The sequence below is a fragment of the Glutamicibacter sp. V16R2B1 genome, from assembly GCF_005774635.1.
Lineage (GTDB): Bacteria > Actinomycetota > Actinomycetes > Actinomycetales > Micrococcaceae > Glutamicibacter > Glutamicibacter creatinolyticus.
In genome coordinates this window covers 38,564-64,998 of sequence record NZ_VATX01000011.1, presented here as the reverse complement: position 1 = coordinate 64,998, position 26,435 = coordinate 38,564, and the positions used below count along the sequence as shown (strand labels likewise).

General features: G+C 63.0%; 23 protein-coding genes. 10 read left to right on the top strand and 13 right to left on the bottom strand.

Annotated elements, in window-relative coordinates; all coding sequences use genetic code 11:
* On the top strand, positions 1–2,127 hold a 2,127-nt coding region (locus FDN03_RS07330), incomplete at its 5' end, for a copper-translocating P-type ATPase (protein ID WP_138175540.1).
* 182 nt (positions 2,128–2,309) lie between these two features.
* On the opposite strand, the gene FDN03_RS07325 is transcribed toward FDN03_RS07330, so the two are convergent.
* From FDN03_RS07325 to FDN03_RS07300, 6 genes are all read right to left on the bottom strand, one after another.
* Entirely contained in the window at positions 2,310–3,929 is a 1,620-nt protein-coding gene (locus tag FDN03_RS07325; RefSeq protein ID WP_138175550.1) for an MFS transporter, read from the bottom strand.
* A 252-nt stretch (positions 3,930–4,181) separates the two neighbouring features.
* Positions 4,182–4,973 carry an ABC transporter ATP-binding protein gene (locus FDN03_RS07320; protein ID WP_138175538.1) on the bottom strand — a complete coding sequence of 264 codons (792 nt, stop codon included), beginning with the start codon at positions 4,971–4,973 and terminating at the stop codon, positions 4,182–4,184.
* An 8-nt stretch (positions 4,974–4,981) separates the two neighbouring features.
* A complete protein-coding gene (locus tag FDN03_RS07315) occupies positions 4,982–5,758 on the bottom strand; it encodes an ABC transporter permease (protein WP_138175536.1) in 777 nt (258 codons plus the stop codon).
* 1 nt (position 5,759) lies between these two features.
* Positions 5,760–6,500 carry an ABC transporter permease subunit gene (locus FDN03_RS07310; protein ID WP_249354405.1) on the bottom strand — a complete coding sequence of 247 codons (741 nt, stop codon included), beginning with the start codon at positions 6,498–6,500 and terminating at the stop codon, positions 5,760–5,762.
* Between the two features lie 86 nt (positions 6,501–6,586).
* Positions 6,587–7,558 (bottom strand): ABC transporter substrate-binding protein, encoded by a 972-nt coding sequence (locus FDN03_RS07305; protein ID WP_138175534.1) that lies wholly within the window; start codon positions 7,556–7,558, stop codon positions 6,587–6,589.
* Between the two features lie 121 nt (positions 7,559–7,679).
* Positions 7,680–8,372 (bottom strand): LysR family substrate-binding domain-containing protein, encoded by a 693-nt coding sequence (locus tag FDN03_RS07300; RefSeq protein WP_249354403.1) that lies wholly within the window; start codon positions 8,370–8,372, stop codon positions 7,680–7,682.
* 241 nt (positions 8,373–8,613) lie between these two features.
* On the opposite strand from FDN03_RS07300, the gene FDN03_RS07295 reads away from it, so the two are divergent.
* On the top strand, positions 8,614–10,185 hold the full coding sequence (locus FDN03_RS07295; protein WP_212743876.1) for an aldehyde dehydrogenase family protein: 1,572 nt from the start codon (positions 8,614–8,616) through the stop codon (positions 10,183–10,185).
* A gap of 3 nt (positions 10,186–10,188) precedes the next feature.
* Positions 10,189–11,289, top strand: a complete 1,101-nt coding sequence (locus FDN03_RS07290; protein WP_138175529.1) for an alcohol dehydrogenase catalytic domain-containing protein — start codon at positions 10,189–10,191, stop codon at positions 11,287–11,289.
* Between the two features lie 159 nt (positions 11,290–11,448).
* On the opposite strand, the gene FDN03_RS07285 is transcribed toward FDN03_RS07290, so the two are convergent.
* Positions 11,449–12,354 carry an EamA family transporter gene (locus FDN03_RS07285; protein WP_249354408.1) on the bottom strand — a complete coding sequence of 302 codons (906 nt, stop codon included), beginning with the start codon at positions 12,352–12,354 and terminating at the stop codon, positions 11,449–11,451.
* Positions 12,355–12,573: 219 nt separating this feature from the next.
* Here FDN03_RS07285 and FDN03_RS07280 point away from each other — a divergent pair, with 219 nt between their 5' ends.
* Both FDN03_RS07280 and FDN03_RS07275 read left to right on the top strand, forming a co-directional pair.
* A complete protein-coding gene (locus FDN03_RS07280; protein WP_054821190.1) occupies positions 12,574–13,119 on the top strand; it encodes a CGNR zinc finger domain-containing protein in 546 nt (181 codons plus the stop codon).
* Positions 13,120–13,266: 147 nt separating this feature from the next.
* Positions 13,267–13,575, top strand: a complete 309-nt coding sequence (locus tag FDN03_RS07275) for a hypothetical protein (RefSeq protein WP_054821189.1) — start codon at positions 13,267–13,269, stop codon at positions 13,573–13,575.
* Between the two features lie 120 nt (positions 13,576–13,695).
* Here the strand turns inward: FDN03_RS07275 and FDN03_RS07270 are convergent, their stop codons facing one another.
* The 4 genes from FDN03_RS07270 to FDN03_RS07255 all read right to left on the bottom strand — a co-directional run bounded on the left by FDN03_RS07270 (position 13,696) and on the right by FDN03_RS07255 (position 17,329).
* The gene (locus FDN03_RS07270; protein WP_246049608.1) at positions 13,696–13,998 is read right to left on the bottom strand and encodes a hypothetical protein; all 303 of its coding nucleotides are present in this window, start codon (positions 13,996–13,998) and stop codon (positions 13,696–13,698) included.
* A gap of 27 nt (positions 13,999–14,025) precedes the next feature.
* Positions 14,026–14,598, bottom strand: coding sequence for a DUF308 domain-containing protein (locus tag FDN03_RS07265; protein WP_138175525.1), 573 nt, complete (start codon positions 14,596–14,598; stop codon positions 14,026–14,028).
* Between the two features lie 95 nt (positions 14,599–14,693).
* Positions 14,694–15,935, bottom strand: coding sequence for an alpha-hydroxy acid oxidase (locus tag FDN03_RS07260; protein WP_283205478.1), 1,242 nt, complete (start codon positions 15,933–15,935; stop codon positions 14,694–14,696).
* Positions 15,936–16,006: 71 nt separating this feature from the next.
* Positions 16,007–17,329: an MFS transporter gene (locus FDN03_RS07255; RefSeq protein WP_138175523.1), complete on the bottom strand. Its 1,323-nt coding sequence runs from the start codon at positions 17,327–17,329 to the stop codon at positions 16,007–16,009.
* A gap of 142 nt (positions 17,330–17,471) precedes the next feature.
* On the opposite strand from FDN03_RS07255, the gene FDN03_RS07250 reads away from it, so the two are divergent.
* Positions 17,472–18,140: a GntR family transcriptional regulator gene (locus FDN03_RS07250; protein WP_249354401.1), complete on the top strand. Its 669-nt coding sequence runs from the start codon at positions 17,472–17,474 to the stop codon at positions 18,138–18,140.
* Between the two features lie 45 nt (positions 18,141–18,185).
* On the opposite strand, the gene FDN03_RS07245 is transcribed toward FDN03_RS07250, so the two are convergent.
* Both FDN03_RS07245 and FDN03_RS07240 read right to left on the bottom strand, forming a co-directional pair.
* The gene (locus tag FDN03_RS07245) at positions 18,186–19,520 is read right to left on the bottom strand and encodes an MFS transporter (protein WP_138175521.1); all 1,335 of its coding nucleotides are present in this window, start codon (positions 19,518–19,520) and stop codon (positions 18,186–18,188) included.
* A gap of 300 nt (positions 19,521–19,820) precedes the next feature.
* Entirely contained in the window at positions 19,821–20,417 is a 597-nt protein-coding gene (locus FDN03_RS07240; protein WP_138175519.1) for a TetR/AcrR family transcriptional regulator, read from the bottom strand.
* Between the two features lie 90 nt (positions 20,418–20,507).
* Between FDN03_RS07240 and FDN03_RS07235 the strand changes: the two genes are divergently transcribed.
* Genes FDN03_RS07235 through FDN03_RS07220 form a run of 4 tightly spaced genes read left to right on the top strand, consistent with a single transcriptional unit; the run spans position 20,508 to position 26,432 of the window.
* Positions 20,508–22,073, top strand: coding sequence for an AMP-binding protein (locus tag FDN03_RS07235; RefSeq protein ID WP_138175517.1), 1,566 nt, complete (start codon positions 20,508–20,510; stop codon positions 22,071–22,073).
* 4 nt (positions 22,074–22,077) lie between these two features.
* Positions 22,078–23,283 carry an acyl-CoA dehydrogenase family protein gene (locus tag FDN03_RS07230; RefSeq protein ID WP_138175515.1) on the top strand — a complete coding sequence of 402 codons (1,206 nt, stop codon included), beginning with the start codon at positions 22,078–22,080 and terminating at the stop codon, positions 23,281–23,283.
* A complete protein-coding gene (locus FDN03_RS07225; protein ID WP_138175513.1) occupies positions 23,280–25,127 on the top strand; it encodes an alkyl sulfatase dimerization domain-containing protein in 1,848 nt (615 codons plus the stop codon). The genes FDN03_RS07230 and FDN03_RS07225 overlap by 4 nt, the downstream gene beginning before the upstream one ends.
* 60 nt (positions 25,128–25,187) lie before the next feature.
* The gene (locus FDN03_RS07220; RefSeq protein ID WP_138175511.1) at positions 25,188–26,432 is read left to right on the top strand and encodes an acyl-CoA dehydrogenase family protein; all 1,245 of its coding nucleotides are present in this window, start codon (positions 25,188–25,190) and stop codon (positions 26,430–26,432) included.
* Positions 26,433–26,435 lie beyond the last annotated feature (3 nt).

Genomic DNA, 26,435 nt, shown 5'->3' with positions numbered 1-26,435 from the left:
GTCACCGCCTCGGTCAACCTGCCACTGGAAAACGCGAAGGTCACCGTCCCGGCGGACATCAGCGATGAGATGCTGATCGAAATCGTCAAGGCCGCCGGCTACGAGGCCAGCGTGCGCCAACCCGAGCACGGGCACCAGAGCGCCGCGCCGGAGGAACCGGCTGGGACCAAGCCCACCGAGCACGGCAACCTGCGCAACCGTGTGATCTTCTCCCTGGTCTTCACCATCCCGCTGTTCGTGATCTCCATGATCCCCGGCGCCCAGTTCCCGCATTGGGGCTGGGTGGCGTTCGCGCTGTCCACCCCGGTGGTGTTCTACGGCGCCTGGCCGTTCCACAAGGCCGCGGCCATCAATGCGCGGCACCTGACCAGCACCATGGATACCCTGGTCTCCCTGGGTGTGCTGGCCGCCTACTTCTTCTCGGTCTTTGAACTCTTCCGTGACCCGATGATGACCGCCCATACCGGCGGCGGGATGCACGAGCACACCCTGTACTTTGAGACCGCCGGCGTGGTGGCGACCTTCCTGCTGATCGGCCGCCACCTGGAGGCCCGCGCCAAGAACCGCGCCTCGGATGCCCTGAAGACCCTGCTGGACCTGGGGGCCAAGGAGGCGGTGGTGCTGCGCGATGGCGTGGAACACCGCATCCCGGCGAACCAGCTGCAGATCGGGGACCAGTTCGTGGTCCGCCCCGGCGAGAAGATCGCCACCGACGGCAAGGTCATTGACGGGGCCAGCGCCGTGGACACCTCCCTGCTGACCGGTGAATCGGTGCCGCAGAAGGTGGCGGCCGGGGATGAGGTCACCGGCGCCACCATCAACACCTCCGGACGCCTGGTCATCGAGGCCACCCGCATCGGCGCGGACACCACGCTGGCCCAGATGGGCCGCCTGGTCTCCGAGGCCCAGTCCGGCAAGGCGCCGATCGCCCGCCTGGCCGACCGGATCTCCGCGGTCTTCGTCCCGATCGTGCTGGGCATCGCGGTGCTCACCTTCCTGGCCTGGTGGCTGTTCAGCGGCGACGTGCTGGCCGCCTTCACCGCCGCGGTGGCGGTGCTGGTCATCGCCTGCCCGTGCGCGCTGGGCCTGGCCACCCCGATCGGCCTGCTGGTCGGCACCGGGCGCGGCGCACAGCTGGGCATCCTGATCCGCGGCCCGGAAGTGCTGGAGGACACCCGCAAGCTGAACACCATCGTGCTGGACAAGACCGGCACCGTGACCACCGGGGTGATGACCTACCTGGGCACCACCGCGGTGGAGGGGGTCAACCCGGACCGGGCACTGGCCGTCGCGGCCGCCGTGGAACACCACTCCGAGCACCCGATCGCCCAGGCCATCGCCACGGCCGGGGCCGAGCTGGGAGCGCTGGCCGAGGTCAGCGGCTTCGACTCGGATCCCGGCGGCGGGGTGAAGGGCATCATCGACGGGCACAAGATCGTGGTCGGACGCTACAGCTGGCTGGAGTCCGAAGGCACGGTGCTGGATGAGGCGGCCATGCAGATGCTGCACTCGGCCGAGGAAGCCGGGGCCACCGCCATCCTGGTCTCGGTGGATGACAAGTTCACCGCGGTGATCTCCGTGGCCGACAAGATCAAGGATTCCTCCGCCGAGGCAATCCGCGGCCTGCAGCAGCGCGGGCTGCGCGTCATGCTGCTGACCGGTGACAACCAGCAGGTCGCCACGAAGGTGGCCGGCAGCGTCGGCATCCAGCCGCAGGACGTGTTCGCCGGGGTCTTCCCGGCCGACAAGGCCAAGGCCATCGAGCAGCTGCAGTCCGAGGGCCAGGTCGTGGCCATGGTGGGCGACGGGGTGAACGACGCCCCGGCACTGGCCCAGGCGGACCTGGGGATCGCCATGGGCTCGGGCACCGACGTGGCCATCGAGGCCGCGGACATCACCCTGATGGGCAATGACCTGCACCAGGTCAACGACGCCATCGCGCTGTCCGAAAAGACGCTGTCAACGATCAAGACGAACCTGTTCTGGGCCTTTGCCTACAACACCGCCGGCATCCCGGTGGCGGCCCTGGGACTGCTCAGCCCAATGATCGCCGGTGCGGCCATGGCGGCCAGCTCGGTGCTGGTGGTGCTGAACTCGTTGCGGCTGCGCCGCTTCGGCAAGAAGTAGCCACCGGACGCTGAGCCCAACACCACAAGCCACGGTGTGGCTGCTCCCCCTTGCGGGACGGCAGCCACACCGTGGTTTTGTGCGTTAATCCCCGGCACGGGCACTGGCCTGGAGCGTGCGAAGGCATGGCAGCCGGCCTAGGCCCGACCCTGCCCGCCGGAACCGGCGACCAGCCGCTCGCCCTAGTCGTTGGGGCGGGACGATGCGCGGCGCTGCAGCACGAGCATGCGCCAGGCTCCCAGCGCCCCAAGGACCAGAAACACCGCCGCAGCGATCATGGACACCCGCGTGGCATCGGCAAACCCGGCCGCCAGCGCGTCCACGGCCGGACTGGACTGCCCGGCGCCCTGGGCGCGCAACTGGCTGATCGTTGTGCCGGCCGACTGCCGGGTCGCCTCGGCCAATTCACCGGCCTTCGCTCCCGCCACCCCGGCACCGGCCAGGCTGGAAGGCAACGTGAGCGCCAGGCTCGCGGCCAGCACGGCCCCGGAAATCGCGGTTCCCAGCGCCGAACCGACCTGGCGCACCGTGCTTTGGGTTGCCGAACCCTGGCCCGAGATCTCCACCGGCACCCCGGAGAGCACGGTTCCGGTCAGCTGGGCCGAGGCCAGGCCAAGACCCAGCCCATACAACACCAAGGGCGCCGCAACAGCCAGCGGCGGGACGCCCGCGGAGAGCACCACGGCCAGGATCAGGACGCCAAGGGTTTCCATGCCCAGGCCCAGCAGCACTGTCCCGGCCGCGGAAATCCTGGCGGCCAGGTGACGGGCCAGAGCCCCGGAAATGAACGCGCCCACCGCCATGGCCACCAGCACCAACCCGGAGGACAACACGGAGAGTCCCAGGGCATTGACCAAAAACAGCGGCAAGACGAACAACAGCGCGAACTCACCAATCGCCACGCTTGCGGCGGTCAGGTTCCCCCAGGAGAACGTGGGAACGGTAAACAGCTGCAGTTCCAGCAGGGCCGAGCGGCGCACCCGGGCCCGGTGCCGTTCCCAGAAGATGAACAGCACAATGGCCGCTGCCGCAATCAACAGGGCAACCGGGACAATGGATATCGCGGCATCCGCGGGCCAGATGAAGGGGCCCACGCGCAACTCGGACTTCGGCTTCCACCAGCCGGTCTCGGGTCCTTCGATAATGGCGAACACCAGGGCACCCATCCCCAGCGCACTGAGCAAGGCGCCGTCCACATCCACGCCGCGGGCCGGCTTTCCACCCTTGGTTTCCGGGACGAAGACCAGCGCCAGCACCAGCAGCACCGCACCCAGGGGCAGGTTCACCAGGAAGATCCAGTGCCAAGAGGCATATTGCGTCAACAGGCCGCCGGCCAGGGGTCCCACGGCGGCGGCACCGGAAATCACCGCACCCCAGATGCCAAACGCGGCGGCGCGCTGCTTGCCCTGAAACATGGCATTCACCGTGGACAGCGTCGCCGGCATGATGCAGGCAGCGCCCACCGCCTGGACCGCGCGGGCCGCAATCAGGGGCCCCGCCGCCCCGGCCCCCGCGGCCAGAAGAGAGCCAAACGCAAAGAGCAGCAGTCCACTGACGAAGAGCTTCTTGCGGCCCCACCGGTCGGCCAGGCTTCCGGCGGACAGCAGCAGGGCGGCCAGCACCACCGCGTAAAGACTGTTGACCCATTGGGCATCGCCCAGGTCCAGACCGATATCGGCAATGATCTGCGGCAGGGCGACCCCGACAATGGTCCCGTCAAGGACCACAAGCCCCAGTCCGGCGGCCAGAATAGCCAAGGCTCCCCACGGGTGTGATGCCTGCGGGGAGCCCTGAGGGTTCATGGTGTCCGAAGTAGCCACCGATGCGTTCCTTTCGATACCCAAGTTTCAAGGTCGTGGTGCTGCTGCACCGCACCATCGACTCTAGGTGGACGAAAAGTTGCTGCCATCAACCAAATGGTTGATCGGTTTAGGACCTCAGGAGAGGCCCGACTTACGCGATAGCAAGGTCGCCCTGCGGTGCTCGGTACTACATTCTAGGAGTTTGGGGAAGTCATGGACGCGCGCTGGGACACGAAAAGTATTTAGCATTGACTAAATCGAGGCATGCGACTTAGCGCTCTGAATCAGAGTAAATACGCGTTCACGCACTTCTCCGAAACGTTCCAAGCGTTTCGTCTCTAGCTGGTTACGCGGATTGGGCAACTCGGTCACTATATTTTCCGTCACTGACGTAGGTGCCCCGGACAGCACCAGCACCCGATCAGCAAGATAAACTGCTTCGTCAATATCATGCGTCACAAACAAAACCGTTGTGTTGTACTCATCACGAAGACGAAGAACGAGATCTTCCAGCTCGACACGTGTCTGAGCATCAACGGCGGCGAATGGTTCATCCATGAGAAGGACATCTGGATTATAGGCTAATCCCCTAGCAATCGCGGCTCGCTGTTGCATCCCGCCAGACATTTGCCATGGGTAAAGCTTCCCTTTCCCCGATAATCCTACGGACACTAGTGCACGCTCCACTCTCCCCCCTATATCCGCCCTGCTCCCCGTCCCCTTTAGTGGGAGAGCGACGTTCTCAGCCACGCTCATCCAAGGCAGGAGCGAACGAGAATAATCCTGGAAGACCACTGCAAGCTTGGCGGGAGGTTCAGTGACTTCCTGCCCTTCAAAAACAGTTCTTCCGCTCGTGGGAGCCTGCAACCCAGCAATGCTTCGTAGCAGCGTCGTTTTGCCTGAGCCTGATGGACCGACGATGCAAACAAACTCGCCACGGTTAACTTCGAAATTGATTCCGTCCAGAATCGCGACATCGCCATAACTTTTGCGCAACCCTTCAACAGTGAGCAGCGATTCATTTGAATTTGTAAGTACTTTCATGATGCTTCTCAGACTTTCTCTGTAGCGTTGAAGAGCCCTCGGTGCCACGACAAGACACGACGCTCTACTAGGACGAAGACGGCAGTGGCAATATAACCCAGCAATCCGAGCACAATAGTTCCCGCCCAAGTCTCTGGGACTGCGAACATCTGTTGAGAGTTCAAAACATAAAAACCAATGCCAGCGGTAGATGCAAACATTTCCGAAACAACGATAAGGATGATGGAAAGCTGGAGTGTAACTCGCAGGCCAGCAAAAATCTGCGGCGCTGCGGCCGGAAGCAGAACACGGAATACTCGCTGAGAGTACGACAGGCGATAGGAGCGAGTCATGTCGGAGACCTGCGGATCCAGACCGCGCACGCCTTCGATAGTATTCAGCAAAGTTGGCCAGACTGCGCCAGCGACGATGACTGAAATATTCATCGTCGTACCGATTCCGAAGATCAATAGGGCTACAGGAAGAATCGCGGGCGGCGGGATAGCGCGAAAGAACTGGATCAATGGATCGAGAGCGGCTCCTAGCCACTTCGACATTCCAATCAACAAACCAAGAACTACGCCAACGATGCCCGCCAACACAAATCCCACAGCGAACTTGCCGATGCTCGGCAACGCATCACTAACGAAACGTTCCCCTAGCCAATCATGGGCGAAAGTCTGCATGATGACCCTAAGAGGAGGAGCATAAACACTTGTTGAGTTTGCTGATCCAAACCACCACGCCAGAAGAATCAAAACTGGCAACCACAGCATAATACTGACGTCCCGTAGCAATTTTTTCATTTCAGCTTTCCTTCACACGCATCGAGGGGTGCCAAAAAAGCAATGGCTTTCCTACGAGTTCAAACAACGCATTGACTGCCAGCCCAATCAATCCTGTTGCCATGATCAACGCGTACATGACTGGCAGATCAGCAGTATTTTGTGCGAGTGAAATGCTCTGCCCCAAGCCTGTGGCACCGCCGATCAGTTCGGCCACGACTGCGACGACGATAGCAATACTGGCAGAAACGCGCAGGCCTACGAGTGCATGTGGCACCAAGGTCGGAAGCAAAATGTGTCTGACTGTTCGCGTCCACCCAAAGCGGTAAGAACGGGCCAAATCCAGCTGCGTCTTGTCAACACCCCGCGCACCATACGAGATCTGAATCAGCAACGGCCAAAGCGATCCCATTACGACGAGGAAGACTTTCATAGTCGGCGAGGGACCCCAGAAAAGGAGTGCCAACGGCAACAAGGCAACAGGAGGAATCGGTTTAAGGAACTCGATGACCAACGTCATGGACTTGGATACGAACTGGACACGACCTATGGCCAAGCCTAGAGGAACAGCGATTATCGTGACAATTAGCAGGCCAACCCCAGCAGCTGCCAATGTCGAAGCAACCGCCGCCCAAAAGGAAGCGTTGAAAATTAGACCACCAAGTGCAACTAAGACTGCGCTAGCAGCAGGAAAGGCGACCTCCGGTAGAATGCCAGATCTGGCCGCTACCTCCCAAATTATCAACACTGTCAAAACAGTCACGGATCCTGCTAAAGATTTGCTTATGCGCAGTCTCCGCTGCCTTTGTTTAACAGTTCGCCCCAGCGACATCCCCCAGGTTCCAGCACTCATGACAGCACCAACTTTTCGCTTGCAGGGGCTTGAGCCAAGAAGTCGGTTTCAACCATCACAGAGGAGATTTCGATGAGGGTATCGGGTTCTAGGTTGCTAGCAAAAGTCGGTTTGACCATTTTTCCTGCCAGATCCTTGTCCATATCTAGTTCAGAAACCAGAATGGACTCCAGAAGTTTCGGATCTTGATTTGCCAGCTCATTTGCTTTGATCATAGAACGGCAAAAGGCATCTACTTCATCTCTCCGGGAAGCGATCAGTTGTTCTGAAGCGAAGTACACTGATTCCATTCCGACGGACTTGAAGGCTAATGAATAAAGAGCGGTCAGTTCTTGCGCACCTTGCTGTAATCCGATGGTTACGAATGGTTCGGCGACAGCCGCTGCTTGAATTCGCCCCTGCTTTAGAGCGGCCAAAGAATCAGCCATTGGCATCGCAACGATATTGAGGCTTTTTGGATCTACACCGGCTTCCTTTAACAGCTTTGCTATCGCTATATGGGGTTGGGAGCCTTGAGCATTGACCGCGAGTGTCTTTCCCTTCAAATCTCCCAAGGTTGATGGTCCATCAGATCCGACGAGTACGCCAATGGTGTCAGACTCAGGGGTATCAGGGTTTGCTCCCGCAGGCGCCACTGCTCGAACCGGCAAGTTCTTGGATACTGCGTTAATAAAAGGAGTTCCAGAAGACGTTCCAAAGGAAAGCTGGCCATTGATCACTGACGGAACAATTGACGCCGCATTCTGAATTTTCTGTGTTTTAACTTCCAGTCCCTCTTCACGGAAAAATCCCTCCTTCTGCGCGATGTATACGGGAGCAAAGTGGGCAACCGGAATCATCCCCACCGTGAGCAAGCCGTTTCCAGTGCCTGAACCGTTAGGAGCAGACTGCGTGGGACTTTGCCCCCCACATGCAGCCAGTAAAGGCGCGGCAAGCATTAGGCCTAAGACAGATCGGCGTTTCATCATCTGGGTCCTCCGTTAGAAAACTGCCACGTCCGTAAATCGGATGTGAGGTATCTAACCTAACGATCCCAGCACCCTTCCTATACGACAAGAAGGAATAACTTGCCTACCCTATAGGTTTTTCCTATATAACCTCTCGGGTTTCGTCCAAAGCCATCTCCAGAAACAGCTTCATGACCGCAGTAAACTCCGATTTCCGGCTATAAATCACAGCCGACTCGAGATGCGGTAATTCTTGCCTCAGTTCACGAAGCATTACTCCTCCACCCGGCATAGTACGAACCGGCTCCGGTACCAGAGATAGCCCTAGCCCTGCCGCGATAAGAGGCATGGCAGTGGGTACGGACTCCACAGTACGCACTCGGCCGGGACGCAGATGATAGTCACGCCATGCGCCAGTAATTATCTCAGGAAGGCTATCTACGCCGAGAGTAGAGCGAACCATGAACCACGTCGCACCATCGAGCTCCCTTAGATCTATCGGGGCATTTCCGCTGCTAAGTGCGGAGGGCAAAGCTGCAATTAGAGGAAATGATCCAGCCTTAACGATTTGTAGTTCGTGTCCCCAACGCTCTTTGAGTTCACTTGCCGCCGTCACCGAGACGACGCCGAGGTCCGCCTTCCTGGTTCGCACGTCCTCTAAGACTTGCAAAGGGGCTGGCGAAGTCACTGTCACGTCTACTTCAGGTGCAGCTTCGGCGAAGCGCTTCAACAAATCGGGCAAGGGGCCCCAGAGGAATGGCGAAACGACCGCAAGTCGCAGATCCCCTACACCACCCGCATCAATCAACTGCAACCGCTGACGCTCATCGTCCATTGCGCCCATCAGCTCGTTAGCGAATCGAGTCAGTTCCCGACCAGCCTGTGTGGGAATAATTCCCCGCGCAGCTCGTGTCACCAAGGATACTCCGAGGTCTCTTTCCAACTGGCTCAACGCAGAGCTAAGTGGCGGTTGAGTCATGTGCAGCCTTACTGCAGCACGGGAAATTGACCCTTCCTCCACGATAGCGAGGAAGTAGCGGAGTAGTCGTGTATCCATATCTTGCGAGTATACCGTTGTGGCTTTATTTGTATTGGATATATATCTCGACTGCTGGAAAGCTCGTTTCAGAATCTATTCCGAGGAGCGGGACGTGGACACTTTGCAAGATCCGAATAAAAGCGCTGGGAGAAATGACGCCGGCCCAAGACTGGGCAGGTTCCTCATTGACGGAAACTGGATTGAACCGTCTTCCGGCTCAGTACACTTGTGCACGAATCCAGCCAACGGTGAGGTCCTTGGCACGCTGGGTGAGGCGAGCACAGCTGAACTTAATGCGGCAGTCACTGCAGCACGCCGGGCCTTAGACTCGGGCCCATGGCGCAACATGCTTCCCAACGAGCGAGCCCGACTTCTATGGAGGGTTGCCGACGCAATCGAGACGAACGCCAGTGAATTGGCGCGTTTGGAATCACTGGATCAAGGACAGCCTCTTAGCCTTGCTATGAACATGTCTGTGCTTGGCGCGGCTGAACATTTCCGCTACTTTGCTGGATGGTGTACAAAACTTGATGGACGAGTGCCTTCGGTTTCTCGACATGATGCCATGCTGTACACAAGGCGCGTTCCGGTTGGTGTTTGCGGTCTAATTACACCGTGGAATTTCCCCTTGCTCATCGCTGCATGGAAATTAGCCCCCGCGTTGGCCACAGGAAATACAGTTGTTCTAAAGCCGGCTGAGCAGACTTCATTAACTACGTTACGGCTTGCCGAACTAATGCATGATGTTGGAATTCCCCGGGGTGTGCTGAACGTGATCACTGGGGCTGGACCAACAGGGCAAGCTATGACCGAGCACCCTGGGATCGACAAGATCTCGTTCACTGGCTCCACTGCAGTCGGACGATCTATCGTCCGAGCTTCGGCAGGAAACTTCAAAAGGCTCTCGCTGGAACTCGGTGGTAAGGCAGCCTCCGTGATCTGCCCAGACGCGGATCTTAACAAAATCGTTCCTAAGAACATCGCCAACGTTATTAACAATGCGGGTCAAGTTTGTGGCGCTCTTTCACGTTTCTACGTTCACCAGTCGTTACATGACGAATTCGTAGAACGGGCCGCTGCCGAACTGTCATCCGTCAGGGTAGGCGCTGGCCTGAACAAAACCAGTCAAATGGGTCCGCTGAATAGCGTTGAACATCTGGAACGGGTGGACCACATGGTGAAAGCCGCTATAGCTGAAGGAGCAACGCCTATCGTAGGAGGCTCCCGTTTGGATGGAATATACGCTTCCGGCAGCTTTTATCCACCAACGATGCTTGAGGGAGTCACAGAAGACATGTCGGTAGCTCGTGAAGAGATATTCGGGCCTGTGATGCCCATTATGACTTACAACGATGAGGAGGAGGTCATCTCCCGGGTCAACAACTCCGATTACGGTCTCTCGGCCTCGGTTTGGACTGAGAATCTCGCACGTGGACATCGACTCGCTTCCCACATTTCAGCGGGTGCGGTGCGCGTGAATACGGTGTCTGGCCTCGACCCAGCAGCCCCCTGGGGCGGTATGCGGGCCTCCGGATGGGGACGTGAGATGGGCGAAGAAGCCCTCGAGGCCTACACAGAGGTAAAAGCTACCTGGATTGGATTGGAATAAAAATTGAAACTAAAAGCTGCAGTCGTCGAGGCCGTCAATGCTGAGTGGGAAGTGCGTGAAATTGAACTCCGTGAGCATGATCTCCGTCCCGGAGAAGTCTTGGTTCGGATGGGCGCGGCAGGACTTTGCCACACCGATGAACATATCAGACACGGAGAGCTACCCGCTCAATTCCCTCTCGTTGGAGGGCATGAAGGTGCCGGTGTAGCAATATCTGTGGGAGACGGTGTAAGCCATATTTCTCCGGGCGATCACCTGGTTTTCACCTTCCGTCCGAGTTGTGGGTTATGCCATTATTGCGTAAATGGCATGGCCCACCTCTGTGTGGAAATCAATGAAATCAAGAACGGCGACCCCAATCCGCGATTCCACCACGCCGGCGAAGGACTCAATGCTCAAAGCCTCATCGGCACCTTTGCCGAATACGCAATTGTGAAAGCCACTTCATGCGTCATTGTTGACCGAGACGTTCCAATGGACGTCGCGGCGTTGCTAGGTTGTGCGATTCCTACGGGATACGGCGCCGCCGTCCACGCTGGAAGGGTTCGTCCGGGCGATCACGTAGTGGTGGTTGGAATGGGTGGCGTGGGCACGAACGCAGTTCAGGGAGCCAAAGTCTCTGGCGCTTCGACAGTAGTAGCTGTTGACCTATCCACAGATAAACTTGCACTCGCTCGCACTTTCGGAGCCGATGCCGCCTTCAAGTCGCTGGGTGAGGCCGCCACGTTCATCAGTGAATCGAGCAGTGGCGGTAAAGCGACCGTGGTCATTCTCACCGTCCCGGTAGCGCAATTAGCCATCCAGGCAGTGTCCGTCCTTGAGCAGGGTGGACGCTTGGTACTCGCAGCGCTCGGCGATCCATCCAGATTCCGCCTCGATTTGCCCATTAACCAATTGGTCATGAACGACATCACTGTACGGGGAACGGTAATGGGTTCTTCGTCTTTGCGAAGGGACATTCCAACAATTTTGAACCTATACCGTCAAGGCAAGTACAAACTTGACGAACTCATCACACACCGTTTCTCTTTAGATGAAATTCGTGAAGGATACTCGCGGTTGGATCAGGGAGACGTTGTACGTGCAGTAATTCAATACGGATAAGGAAGCAGGGGGCGATCGTAACTAAGCGATCGTCCCCTGTCTGCGTACGCCGCGTCGGATTGATCAGCCGGGCCCATACTCTCGTCTTCAAATCATCGAGATCCCACCGCTTGAAGTTCGCAAATGACGTCGTGTCCCGGCAGCAATTGGTCGGCGCGGCTAATGGCCGACCGGCTGACGCAGCTCATCCACGCGCACCAGCACGACCCCGCCGACGATCAGCAGGCCACCGAAGAGCTGGATCAGCCCGGGCAGTTCTCCAAGCAGCAGCCACGCCCACAACACCGCAAAGAGCACTTCGGTCAGTGAAATGAAACTGGCGACCTTGGATCCCAGGGCCCGGGCGGCCATGATCCCAGTGACATAGGCGATGACCGTAGACAGGATGATCATTCCGCCCAGGGCGACCCACCATTGCGTCTGCAGAGCAGCCAGGTTCACCTCAGTAAACGTCACCTCCATGGACAGGATGCCGAACAACCCGATCAGGGCCATCATCAGCGAACCGACCAGCAAACCACCGGCGGACAGCATAATCGGCGGCAGCGCGCCGTTGACCCGGGCACTGACAAAGAAGTAGACGGTCAGGCCAATGGCTGCGCCGATTCCCCACATCACCCCGATGGGATCAATGCTCGTGGTTCCGGCAATATCCAGCACGGCCATGAGCCCCACCAGTGCGACCAGGGTGCCGGCGATGGTGGGAATGCGCGGACGCTTCTGGTGCCTGATCCACAGCACCAGCACAATGAAGACCGGCGCCAGGTATTCGAGCATCAGCGCCACCCCGACATCCAGCCGCTGCACGGCCAGGAAGTAGCACAGCTGGCAGGCGGCCACCCCGAACAACCCAAAGAGCAGGATCGGTGCCCAGTTCGTGCGCAGCAGCGTCCAGCGTCCCCGCATCGCGATGATTGCGGGGATGGCCAGCACCAGCGCAGCACCGGCCATTCGCCAGGTCACCGCCGCGGCCGGAGACCATCCGGCCTCCATCAGGGCCTTGGCGAAAGAACCGGATAGGCCGAAGACCGCGGAGGACAGCAGCGCGATCCACACTCCGACCATGTTTCCGGTCTTGCGGGGCTTGGAAGCAGCATGCGGAAGGGCCTCGGGGGCTGAAGATATCTCGGGCATGGGTGCTGGCTTTCGGAACGGGCTCCCGGTTCCCGCGCGCCCCTCAGAGCACGACCCGCGCACGGGAGTCAGGAGTCATTGAATGTATGATCATGACAATACGATTCTGCCGAAATGCTCGTCAATCCATGACGACTTACAGGAGTCACAATGACCTTTGCACCTGACACACAGGCTTCGCTGCGCACTGTGGTCAACCTGCTGAACACCAACTCCGGACTGGTGGACAAGCTCGAAACCGTCGGGGACCTGGACTACTTCCTAGACACCGAACGCTTCACCGGGGCCCGGGCGAACAACCTGGCCGAGCTGCGTTCCATCCGCCAGCTGCGCTCCCAGTTGCACGACATCTGGACCGCGGATGAGGACAACGCGGTGCGCCGGGTCAATGCCATCCTGCGCAACGCGCAGGCCCTGCCCCAGTTGATCAAGCATGACGAGTGGGACTACCACCTGCACGCCACCACCCAAAGCGCCCCGCTCTATGACCGCATGGCTGTGGAGGCCGCCATGGCCGTTGCCGAGGTGATCCGCTCCAAGGGGCTTGAGCGCCTGCGCATCTGCGCTTCACCGGACTGCCGGGCGGCGCTGGTCGACCTCTCCCGCAACCGGTCGAAGCTGTACTGCGACACCGGCAACTGCGCCAACCGCGAGCATGTCCGGGCCTACCGGGCACGTAAGGCCAGGCGCGCCTGAGGTTTTCACGCACGGGATTATTCCCGTGCCGGTACTCGCCGCAAAACTGCGGCACCTTTAGGATGAAACCACGAACAGACTTGATCTGCAGATCCACTTCCCGGTGTGCAGGACCTGGCACCGGAAAGTACGTCGGAGGGATGGACCATGAACGAGCACCACGCGTCTGAGGACTATGAAGCACGACTGGAACGCACCGATGATTCGCCCTTGAAGGCCGCAGCCCGCTGGACGGCGGCAGTGGCTTCGGCGGTCCTGGGCGATGCGGAGTTTGAACCCTCCGGTTCCAGCGTGGTGGTCTACTCGCGCACCGATGATTCCCGGGTCCTGACCCTGCCCACCTCGAACCTGGAAGAAGCCGAGCGGCTAATTGCCCTGGTGCGCCGGGATCTGGGGGAACTGAGCCCGGAGGACTTCCTCTCCGAATGGGGTCCGGCCGACGAGCCGGAGGAGTAGGCGCCGGCCCGCCGCGGGCGGCGGCAAGCCGAAACCCGGCCGATGACAATGGTGGGCCGCCCCTTGCTCAAGGGGCGGCCCACCATTGTTTATGGCTCTGCGGGTGTTTCCGGCGCCTAATCAGTCCTTCTCGTGCGGGCGATCCGAGGCGCGGTTCACGCCGGATCCCTTGCCGAGGGTCGGGTCGTTTTCCTTCGACGCCATGGTGAGCACCGAGATCACCAGCAGGCTGGCGATGAAGGCGATGCCAAAGCAGATCAGCCCGACATCGATGCGCAGGTCGTTCTCGGAGCCGCCGGTCACGCTGATCATCCCGACAAAGGCGGCAACGATTCCCAGCACCAGCGAAAAGACCAGTGGAGCCTTGATCGACTGACTCCATGGTTGCTTCTTGGGTGAATTATTTGACACCAGGATCTCCATTTCTATTTCCTCGTGTTGCCATCAAGTCTAGTCAGTTTCGGCCGCAGGGTTTTTGCGGGAGTCATGCAGGTGCCCAAAGGCCGCGATCAGTTCAAAGACGGCAAAGACCACAGCGCTGCCGCCAATCATCCCCAGTACCCCATGGGTGTCCAGCTGTCCGGCGAAGGCCAGAGCCACACCGACCCCAGCGGCCACCGCGCCGCTGATCAGCTGGTTGCGGAACGGCGGGAACTCATGACGGTACTTGGCGAACACGACGATTTCCGAGACGCCACCGACCAGCAGGCCGACCGCAGCCATGTAGGCGACCATGGCCGGGGTGGAGGCGAACAGCGTGGTGATGCCGGCCAGCAGCATGATGCCGGCACCAAAAGCATAGGGGGCCCGCGCCTTGGCCGGAACGGTGGCCACGGAGGCGTACTGCCACATGAACACGCCGGTAAGCACCAGCAGGCCGGCGGTGGAATAGGACAGGACCTTTAGGTCGGCGCCGATCCAGAAGATGGAAATCAGCGCGTAGGCGGCGGCAGTCAGGCCGCGCAGCAGTACGGGCCGGAAAACTTCTTGGGCTTGGATTGCAGTGGATTTTGGTGCAGGCACACGCCTATTCTACGCGGTATAGAAGACCCTGACACCTGAGCCTGGGCTGGGTGACCGGCGGCACATTTAACAACGCCGGTCACCGCGATGACCCGCTAGCGATTCAGTGCCGGACTGGCCGTACGCCCGGCGCGCACCCGGATGAGCTCGGGTGTCAGTTCCCGGATGGATCCGGCTCCCATCAGCTGCATGTTGACCTCGACTTCCTTGGCCAGCAGCTCGATGGCTCTTTCGACCCCCTGCTGTCCGCCGGCCATCAGCCCGTACAGGTAGGCCCGGCCGATAAGCACGAAGTCGGCGCCGGCGCACAGGGAGGCGACGATGTCCGCCCCGGACATGATGCCCGAGTCGAGGATGATTTCCATCTCCGGACCCACCTCCTGGCGCACCTGCCCCAGCGCCTCGAACGCGATCGGGGCGCGGTCCAGCTGCCGCCCTCCGTGGTTGGAGACCACCAGTCCGTCCGCTCCGGCGGCCACCGACTTGCGGGCATCCTCCACGGTGAGCACCCCCTTGACGAACAACTTGCCCGGCCACAGGTCGCGGATCCAGCGCAGGTCATCGAAGTCCAGCGAGGAGTCGAACATGGAGTTGATGATGGTGGGCAGATCAGAGGAGGTATTGGACAGTGAGGCAAACTTCAGCGAATCGGTGGTCAGGAAGTTGAACCACCATTCGGGCCGGTAGGAGGCATCCAGCACCGTCTTCAGGCTCAGTTCCGGCGGGATCTTCATCCCGTTGCGCACATCGCGCAGCCGCTGGCCGGCCACCGGGGTGTCCACCGTGACCAGCAGGGTGTCAAAGCCAGCCAGCGCGGCCCGTTCCACCAGGGCCCGGGACTTCTCGCGGTCCTTCCACAGGTAGAGCTGGAACCACTTGCGGGCGTTTGGGGCGGCGCTGGCCACTTCCTCAATGGAGCGGGTGCCCATGGTGGACAGGCTGAAGGGGATCCCGGCCTTCTCCGCGGCCCGGGAACCGCCGATCTCACCCTCGGACTGCATGAAGCGGGTGAAGCCGGTCGGTGCGATCCCAAAGGGCAGTGCCGAATTCCCGCCGGCAATCGTGGTGGACAGATCCGAGTGCGCGGTGCCGTGCAGGATGCGCGGCAGCAGCTCCACCGAGTCAAAGACCTCCCGCGCCCGGTCCGCGGTGATTTCCCGGCCGGCGGCGCCGTCCACGTAGTCGAAGGCCGCGGCCGGGGTGCGGCGCTTGGCGATCTTGCGCAGGTCCCACAGGTCGGCGGCCTTCGCCAGCCGCGCCTGGCGGCGGCGCAGGGTGGGCAGGGAGAACTTCATCAGTGCGGCCAATTCCTTGACATCAGGTATTTGGCGCTGCAGGTTCGACACTGCGGGTTCCTTTCATTGACAACAAATCTGGTTCTGGGGGCCCGGCTCGCCCCGGCGTTCATCTATGCCCGGCGGGAGACCCTGGTTCCAAGGAAGATCGCCACCGCGGAGCTCAGGCAGCACAGGGCCAGGAATCCGGCGGGCAGGGTAATCGCCCCGCCGCCCAGCTCCAGCAGGGTGGCGGCAATCAGCGGTGACATGCCGGCGACCAACGCTCCGTTGAGTTCCCGGGCAATCGCGATCCCGGTGAAGCGCACCTGGACCGGGAACAGTTCGGTGAGAAACGCGCCCTGCGCCCCACTGGTGCAGGGGATGACCAGCGCATAGCCCAGGGCAATGGCCAGCATGCCCAGCGTGAACTGGCCGGTGGCCAGCAGCCAGAAGATGGGGAAGGCCAGCAGCAGGCCGCTGATGTTCCCGGCCGCCAGGGTGCGCGAAGTTCCCCAACGGTCGGCCAGCCGACCACCGACCGGGGTGAGCACCACCGAGACCAGGGAACCGACTGTCACGGCCAGCAGGGCATGGCTGCGTTCCATGCCCGAACCGACCATCAGGCTGATGGAGAACACGGCCAGGATGTAGTTCACGGCGTTGTGCCCGGTGATGGCGAAGAACCCGAGCAGCACTTCGCGCCAATGCCCGGAGAAGACCTTCAGCACCGGGAGCTTGCCGGTGTTGCCGTGCTCTTGCGCCCGTTGCATGGCCCGAGCGTATTCGGGGGTCTCCTCCAGCCGGTTGCGGATGTACAGGGCCAGCAGGAACAGCACTGCGGAGATCAGGAAGGGGATTCGCCAGGCCCAGCCAAGCAGGGCGGCGTCCCCGAGGGCTGCCACGGCAAAGAAGCTCACGGTGGCCAAGGCGATGCCCAGCGGCGGGGTGGCCAGCACCAGTGAGGTGTACCAGCCGCGCTTCTTCGGTTCCACGTATTCGGCGACCAGTGTCATGGCACCGGTCAGTTCGGCTCCGGCCCCGAAGCCCTGGATGAGGCGGAAGAGCACCAGCAGGGCCACCGCCCACACCCCCCAGGAATCGGCCGTGGGCAGCAGGCCAATGCCGACGGTGGCAATGCCCATCAGGATCACCGAGAGCAACATGGCCGGACGCCGCCCGAACTTGTCCCCCAGGTGTCCAATGATGACCCCGCCGAAGGGGCGGGCCACGAAGCCCACCGCGAAGGTGGCGAAAGCGGCCAGCGCCTCACCGGTGGAACCGGCGGCCGCGAAGAACAGCGGACCGATCACCACCGAGGCCGCCGCCCCATACAACGCGTAGTCGTACCATTCGATGGCGGTGCCCAGCACGGAGGCGAAGATCGCCCGACGGCGCTGCTGCGCATGGTGCTGCTGGGCGGGGCCAACGCCAACGCTTGTGTCCTGCGGTGCCATGATGCGCTCCATTGGAAGGTGGGGAAGGTATCCGCCGATGACAGATACCTGAAATATCTTTCAGGTCAGACTAAGGTGTAGCTAGGGTCACAGTAAAGACCCGAGGACAAAGATTACGCGCCAGACTCTGGCGGGAGCCGGGATGGGAGATGAGATGGCCACCTCGCTCACCGAGAAGCTCACCGCCGAACTGCGTGAGCGGATCCTGTACGGGGTGATTGCCCCGGGAACCATGGTGGTCGAGCCGCGCCTGGCCGAGGAATTCAAGGTGTCCAAGACCCCGGTGCGCGAATCCCTGCGCCAGCTGACCAGCGAGGGACTGCTGCAGATCCTGCCCAAGAAGGGGTACCTGGTCCGCGGGGTGACCCTCAATGACGTGTACGAGACCCTGGACATGCGGATGCTGCTCGAGCCCTTTACCGCCGCCGGTGCCGCGCGGCATGCCACCGCGCCGTTCATTGCGGCCCTGCGCAGCCAGCTTGACGAGCAGTCCCGGCTCGCGGCGGAGGATCCAATCGGCTCGATGCGCTGCGCCCAGCAGTTCCACCGGCAGCTGGCCGAGGGGGGACGCAATTCGCGTATTGCCGCCGCGCTGGAGCGCTGCTTCCATGACACCGCCCGTGCCCATTACGTGCTGCCCGGAATGCAGGCCTACATGTCCACTTCTCGGGAAATCCAGGAACATGAGGCCATCTTGCAGGCGATCGAAGCCGGTGAGGCCAAGGCGGCCCAGCAGGCGATGGCCGAACACCTCAAATCGATCCGCAACGCCATGCTCGACCAGTTCGAAACCGACGACATCTGGAGCTAGCGCCACTGGATTTGGCCTTGCCCGCCAGCAGGAATCCGCTCTTGGCTACTTGGTCTGCGCGGCGCGCAGGACCTCGGCGCGGTTGCTTCCGGATTCGGCATCGATTTCCCGCAATGCGGGGACCGCATGGCGCGGGATGAGCACCGCGAAGGCCACGAAGGCGCAGAAGATGACCAGCACCGTGGCCATCCACGCGTTCCATCCCAGGCTGTCGGCCACGTGCGGTGCGAAGAGCACCGAGGTGAGGATGAACAGGTTCTTGACCACGTCGTTGAAGCCGAAGGCAAAGCCGTGGCCCTCCGGATGGATTTCCTCAATGGCCTCGGAGAAGCTGGCCATCCACGGGGAGAACACCGCGCCCAGTGAGCCGCCGATGAGCACGAACAATCCCATGACCAGGATGCCCGGGGTGCTGGGCCAGGTGAACATCACGGTGACCAGGGTTGCCAGCAGCGCGGCGGCCGTCAGTCCACCGCCAATGACCATGCCGCGGCGCACCCGCAACCGGTCCGAAAGCCGGGCGAAGAACAGCGAGGCGCCCAGGTTCGCCACCCAGAAGCCCATGGCGACCACCGAAGCCATGCGCACGCTGAAGCCAAAGAATTCCACGAGCATCAGCTGCGCGTAGGCGTTCATGGTGGCCAGGAAGAAGTAGAGGCAGGAGATGGCCAGGACGTGGGTCCAGAAGGCCCGGCTGGTCAGCAGGCTGCTGCGTGACCCGGCGCCCCCGGACAGGGATTCGCGCGTCGCCCCTTCGGTGTCCCGGATCTGTCGGCGCACATCCGGGTGCAGGTCGCGAAGGATCAGCACGATGATGATGGCCCCGAGCAGCGCCACCCCGGCCATCAGGTAGATCTGCGCCCGCCACGAGTAGTCGAACAGCTGCAGCGTCAGCGCGGCAATCGCGGCGGCAAAGAAGTTGGCCCCCACCGGCCCCCAGGTCCAGAAGGCGTAGGCCTGGGCGCGTCCGGTGCGCGGGGTGAAGTCGCGGATCAACGGCGCGGTGCCGGCCATGGCGATGCCCTCGACGAAGTTCATCGAGATGCGCGCCGCCGTGAAGTGCAATACATCCGGGGCCATGGCCATGTACAGGCAGGAGGCCGCCGAGATGAAGGCGAAGGGGATCAACACCCTTACCCGCCCAATGCGGTCCACCATTTCCCCGCCAAGGTACCCGGCCAGTGCGCCGGCGAGCAGGGAGACGGCGGTAATCGAGCCGTAGAACGCCGGGGTCATTCCAAGGTCCTTGAGCAGCAGCGGCAGCACCGGTGCCAGCTGGCCCTCGAAAGCGGAGATGAACACGGCCAGCACCACCACGCCCAGATAGACCCGGCGCCGTGCTCCGGTCGGGTATTCAAGCAAATAGCGGCGCGAGCGCATGTCGGGGCACCTTCCACTGAAAGAAGTTAGACAGAACGTCTAAGACTGATCTACCCCAAGTTACGTGATGTGAACCAGCTCACGCAAGGTCTTACGCGGAAAAACTTTTCCGTGACGCGCAGCGGGCGCCGCAGCGGCAGTATGACGATTTCTTCGCCCCGCTGGGCGCGGCTCACCGCGGGCCCCGCTGGAGCACACCCTGCCGGGGCGGGGACTGCGAAAACGTGCCCACGAGGCAAAAAGCCTGCCCCGCACGAAGCCTTTCGTACGGGGCAGGCGATGCGGCCCTGACCGGCCGCACTATGGCGTGACGCTGAATCCCGAGGCCCAGTGGCGTCCGTAGCGCGAGAGGTCGGCCAGCGTCTGCACCACCTGGTCCAGCCCCGGACGCGGCGCCGGGGCATCCAGCCACCACAGCAGGACCGCCACCTGCTCCCCCGCCCATGCCTGGGCGATGACCCGCAGATCCACGCGCGGACGCACATCCTGCGCATGGACACGGTCGGCGAAGATCTGTTCGGCGACCGCGGCCCAGCGCTCGATGAGCAGGCGAAGGCCGCGCCCGTCCCCCTCCCCGCGCAGGATCATCCGATAGGCGTTGGGGTTCTTCGAGGCGTGCCCAAACAGCGCCCGCACTGGCTGGCCGGTGAAGCCGGCGTGCTCGCGGTCCACATCCTCCAGCAGCAGGCGCAGCTCGCCCAGGATGCTCTCCACCGTGTAGTCATACAGGGCTTCCTTCGTGGCGAAATGCGTGTAGAACGTTGCCCGCCCCACTGCGGCATGCGCCGCGACATGTTCGACTTTCACGGCGGCATAGCCCCGCTCCAGCACCAGTTCCACCAGTGAGTTGGACAGGGCGGCGCGGGTGCGCACCGTGCGCGGGTCTTCATAGCTCATGGTGCATTCATAGCAAACAAACTCCCCTCTGGACACTTCCTAGACAGTGTGTCTAAGATCATGACTAATCAATCGTTCTCTGGAGTAGGCATGAATCTTGGTACTTATCTGAATCGCTCGAAGCGCTACTGGCCCGACACCGAGGCCCTGGTCGCCGGGGACCGGCGCTGGACCTACCGCCAGCTCGACGATGACGCGAACCGCCTGGCCTCGGCCCTGGGCGGGCTGGGCGTGGAGGCCGGCACCAGCGTGGCCACCCTGGCCAGCAACCGCGGGGAACTGGTTGTCACCGAATTCGCCCTGGCCAAGTGCGGGGCGGTCCGGGTGCCGCTGAGCGTGCGCCTGGCCCCCACCGAAATCGCCCACGTGCTTTCCGACGCACAGGTGCGGGTCATCCTGGTGGATCCCGAGCAGCTGACCACCGCCCGCGACGCGATCAGCGCCGCCGGGGCGGACTGCCAGGTCGTGGTCTTTGAGCCGGTACCCGAGGCAAGGTCCGGAATCCTGGCCTACGAGGACCTGCTGGCCTCCGGCTCCACCGAGACCGTGGAGGTGGACGTTCCGGTGGACCACCCCGCGGTCCTGAACTTCACCTCCGGGTCCACCGGCACCCTGAAGGCCGCGGTGCAGACCGTGGGCAACCGGCTGGCCAACCTGCGCAAGATGACCATGAACCCGCAGGGCTCCATGTCCGCCGGCAGCATCTACCTGGTCACCGGGCCGATCACCCACGCCTCCGGGATGGGCGTGCTGGCGTGCGTGTTCCGCGGGGTGAAGGTGGTGGTGCTGCCCCAGTTCAGCGCCGAGGAGTTCCTGGCCACCGTTGAGCGGGAACGGGTGCAGCTGACCTTCATGGTGCCGGTCATGCTCAACCGCATCCTCAGCTTCCCGAGACGCGAGAAGTACGACATCTCCAGCCTCAAGGGCATCACCCTGGGCGGTTCGGCGATCTCCCCGGCCCGGCTGCGCGAGGCCTACGAGGCCTTTGGCCCGATCGTGAACCAGGGCTACGGGCAGGGCGAAACCACCAGCGCCGTGCTGTTCCTGACCAATGACGACGTCAGGCGCGGGGTGGAGGAAGACCCGCAGATCCTGCAGTCCTGCGGCCGGGCCGTGTACGACACGGAGGTGCGGGTCATCGACGAGGACGGCCAGCAGCTGCCGCCGGGCGAGGTGGGCGAACTGGTCGCCCGCGGCGCGGACTGCGTCACCGAGTACTTCCGCAGCCCCGAATCCACCGAGCAGACCTTCCGCAACGGCTGGGTGCACACCGGGGACCTGGGCTATATGCGCGAGGACGGCTATTTCTTCATCGTGGACCGCAAGAAGGACATGATCATCTCCGGCGGCTTCAACGTGTACTGCACCGAGGTCGAAAGCGTGCTCTACGAACACCCCGACGTCTTCGAGGCCATTGTCATCGGAGCCCCGGACGAGCGCTGGGGCGAAACCGTCAAGGCGTTCGTGGCCCTGCGCCCCGGCGCCAGCCTAACCCAGGAGCAGCTGCAGGAATTCTGTGCCCGCTCCCTGGCCAAGTACAAGGTGCCGCGCCTGGTCCAGTTCGTTGACGAGCTGCCCAAGAACCGCAACGGCAAACCCGACCGCCGCGCCCTGCGCGAAGGCGAATGGGCGGCCAGCGACCGGAAGGTGGGTTAGCGAAATGACCTTCTCACTGCGACCCAGCTACCGCGAGAACCCGGCCCTGGCCGAACTGGTGGCCAGCCTGCGTGACTACCTGAACGGGGAACTGGCCGACTACGAGGCCGAACTGGGCATCAACCACGAATCCGTGCTGCAGCGCAGCATGCTGCAGCCGGTCTGGCGGCGCAGCCGCGAACTGGGCTTCTACGGCATCCACCTGCCGGCCGAATACGGCGGACGCGGGCTGAGCTATGTGGAGCTGGCGGCCCTGAAGGAAGAGGTCGCCGCCTCCCGCCGGGTGCTGGCCACCAGCGTGCTCGGGGACATGGGCGGCCCGCTGCGGGTCGGGGCGATCTTCCAGATCGCCACCGAGCAGCAGCGCGAAAAGTACCTGCTGCCGGTGGTCGCCGGCCAGCGGGCCTGCTGCTTCTCCATGACCGAAACCGATGCCGGCAGCGACGTGAAGGCCATGAGCACCACGGCCACCAAGGTGGCCGGCGGCTACCGGATCAGCGGGCACAAGGTGTTCTCCACCGGCGGTCCGTTCGCGGACTTCAGTGTGCTGATCGCCCGGATGGCCGGCACCGACAACGTCTACAGCGCCTTCCTGGTGGACCTGGACGCCCCCGGGGTGCAGGTGCTGCCGGGCCAGACCCCGCTCAGCGGCCAGCACATGGAGGCCGACATTGTGCTTCAGGACGCGTTCGTGCCGCAGGAGAACCTGCTGGGCGCGGAGGGTGAGGGTCTGAAGGTGGGACTGGGCCGCGTGGTGGTCAACCGGCTGCTGCACTGCCCCACCGCCCTGGGGGCGGCGCGCACCGCACTGGAAATGACGCTGGACTTCGCCGCCACCCGGATGATCGACGGTGAGCCGCTGATCCGCAAGCAGGCCATCGGCCACGAGCTGGCGCGCATGGCCACCGACTTCCAGGCCGCCCGCGCCCTGACCTATCAGAGCCTTGAGGCGCTGGACCGCGGGGAGGTGCCGGCCATCGACTCGTTCATGTGCAAGTACCTGGTGGCGGAGAACTCGTTCAGGATCGCGGACGCCTCCCTGCAGATCCACGGCAAGGCCGGGATGGTCCAGGGTTCGCCCATTGACCAGATCTGGCGCAGCCTGCGGATGTTCCGGATGCTGACCGGTTCCTCGGAAATCCAGCTGAACGGGATCGCCCGCCAGCTGGCCAAGCAGGCCGGGCAGAAGAACCTGGAGGTGGCCAAATGAGCCCGCACACCGCCGTGGCGCACGATTCCCTGCGCGGCTTCATCGCCACCCGCAGCGATCCGCTGATCCGGGACGAGAACGGCGAGGTCGTGGTGGACCTGGCGGAATACGCGTTCCTGCAGCAGGACCCGGCGCCCAGCGCCGATGCGAAACTGTGGACGCATTCGCGGCACACCGCCGCCCACGGGTTGTTTGAGATCTGCCCCGGCTTCTACCAGGTGCGCGGCTTCGACCTGGCGGCGATGACGCTGATTGAGACCACGCACGGGGTGCTGGTGCTGGATGTGCTTTCCTGCAACGCCACCGCCGCGGCCGCCCTGGAGCTCTACTTCCAGCACCGCGGACGCCGCCCGGTCACCGCGGTGGTCATCACCCACCCGCACGCCGACCACTTCGGCGGGTTCGGCGCGGTGCGCGAACACCTGGCCGAGGACGCGGCGATCATCGTGCCGCGCGGCTTCCGGGAACACGCGATCAGCGAGAACATCCAGCTGGGGCCGGCCATGAAGCGCCGGGCCGGGTACATGTACGGTTCGGCGCTTTCCGCCGGGCCCGAGGGGCACCTGGGCTGCGGCATCGGCCAGCGGGTCGCGGCCGGGCCGATGAGCCTGCCCGAACCCACCGTGCTGGCCGAGGCCACCGGCGAGCGCTTCACCGTGGACGGGCTGGAATTCGAGGTGCAGCTGACCCCGGGCACCGAGGCCCCGGCGGAAATGAACCTCTACTTCCCGGCCGGGAACGTGCTGTGCATGGCGGAGAACGCCCTGCACAGCATGCACAACATCCTGACCCTGCGCGGGGCGGAGGTGCGCGACGCGCAGGCCTGGAGCCGCTACCTGGATGAGGCGCTGCGCCGCTACGGGGCGAAGGCCCAGGTGCTGTTCGCCACCCACCACTGGCCCACCTGGGGCAACGAGCAGATCCGCGACTTCTTGAGTGTCCAGCGTGATCTGTACGGCTACCTGCACGACCAGACGGTGCGGCTGATCAACCTGGGGTGCACACCGCGGGAAATCGCCGAACAGCTGGTGCTGCCCCCGGCACTGGAGGCCCGGGACTGCGCCCAGGGCTTCTACGGCTCGCTGAGCCACAACGTCAAGGGCATCTACCAGCGCTACCTGGGCTGGTACGACGCGAACCCGGCGAACCTGTGGCCGCTGCCGCCGCAGGATGAATCCCGGCGCTGGGTGCAGCTGCTGGGCGGGGCCGAAGCGGCCCTGGCCAGCCTGCGCGGCCAGCTCGACGTCCTGCCGGAATCCGGCGCCGAGCCCGCCGAACAGGTGGACACCGGGCAGCTGCGCTTCGCCGCGACCGTGCTGAACCACATTGTGTTCGCCGCACCCCAGCTGGGTGCGGCCCGCGAACTGCTGGCCCGGGTCTACCGGCAGCTGGGCTACAGCTGCCGCAACGCCACCTGGCGCAACATCTACCTCACCGGGGCCGGCGAACTGCTGCACGGCCCGGTGAGGGAAACCGGGGGTTCACGCATCGGCGCCGGGGTGGATTTGTCCACCATGCTGGACGTGCTGGCCGTGCGCATCAACGCCCCGGAAGCCTGGGACCGGCCGCTGGGCATTGACCTGCACGCCACCGACACCGGAGCGCGGATCCACCTGCGCCTGTCCAACGGGGTGCTGCACCACCACGAGGTGGACAAAGCCGGGGACACGGACTGCTGCCCGCCGGCGCAGGCGGCCTTCACCGGCCCGGCCGCCGCCCTGCCCGGGGCGCTGCGCGGGAAGCTGGAGACCGTGCAGGCCAGCGGGGATGTGGCCGCCACGCTGCAGCGCCTGCAGCGCATCATCCAGGCCCCGGACCCCGGCTTCGCCATCGTCACCCCGTAGCCGGCTCCCGGCCCACGGCATCCAAACAACGTACAGAGCACCGCCAAGAAGGAGAAAACCATGAGCGTCTCAGCCGCAACCGATTCCCAGAAGGACACCAAGCCGGCGTCGAAGAAGACCTCCCAGCTGCCCGACCACGACATCTTCCTGCTCGACGAGCGCGATGACGAGCAGGTGCGCCAGGTGCGCGAAAAGATCCGCGCGTTCAACACCGAACACGTCGAGCCGATCATCAACGACTACTGGGAGCGCGCCGAGTTCCCGTTCGAGCTGATCAAGCCGCTGGCCGCGCTGAACATTGCCGGGGGCACCATCACCGGCAACGGCTGCCCGGGGCTCTCGGTGCGCGCCTCCGCGGCGGTGTCGGTGGAGCTGGCCCGCTGCGACGGGTCGATCAACACCTTCTTCGGCGTCCACTCCGGCCTGGCGATGGGCTCGATCAACATGCTGGGCAATGCGCAGCAGCGGGCCCGCTTCCTGCCGGCCATGGCCAGGCTGGAGAAGATCGGCGCCTTCGCCCTGACCGAGCCGGAGCACGGCTCGGACTCCGTGGCCCTGGAGACCAGCGCCCGGCGTGAGGGTGACAACTGGGTGCTCAACGGCGCCAAGCGCTGGATCGGCAACGCCTCCTACGCCAACATCGTCATCATCTACGCCCGCGACGAGGCCGACGGGCAGGTCAAGGCGTTCGTGCTGGAGCGCGAACCGGGCACCGAGTTCCCGGCCGGGTTCGCCCCGACCGTGATCACCGGCAAGGTCGGCAAGCGCGCCATCCTGCAGCCGGACATCGTCATCAAGGACCTGGTGATCCCCGAGGCCAACCGCCTGGAGCACTGCAACTCCTTCAAGGACGTGAACAAGGTGCTGAACGCGACCCGCGCCGGGGTGGCCTTCGAGTCCCTGGGACACGCGATCTCCGTGTACGAGGACGCGGTGAAGTACACCGCGAACCGGGTGCAGTTCGGCAAGCCGATCGCCAGCTTCCAGCTGGTGCAGAACAAGCTCGCGAACCTGCTGGCCGAAGTCAGCGCCATCAAGCTGTATGTGGACCGGATCCTGGAACTGCAGGAATCCGGGCAGATGACCGGCACCATGGCCTCACTGGCCAAGATGTACTGCTCGCGCACCGCGCTGCAGGTGGCCAGCACCGCCCGCGACCTGCTCGGCGGCAACGGCCTGCTGCTGGAAAACCATGTGGCCCGCCACCTGACCGACATGGAGGTGGTCTACACCTATGAGGGCACCGACCACATGCAGTCGCTGATTGTCGGCCGGGCCATCACCGGCATCTCCGCCTTCGCCTAACCA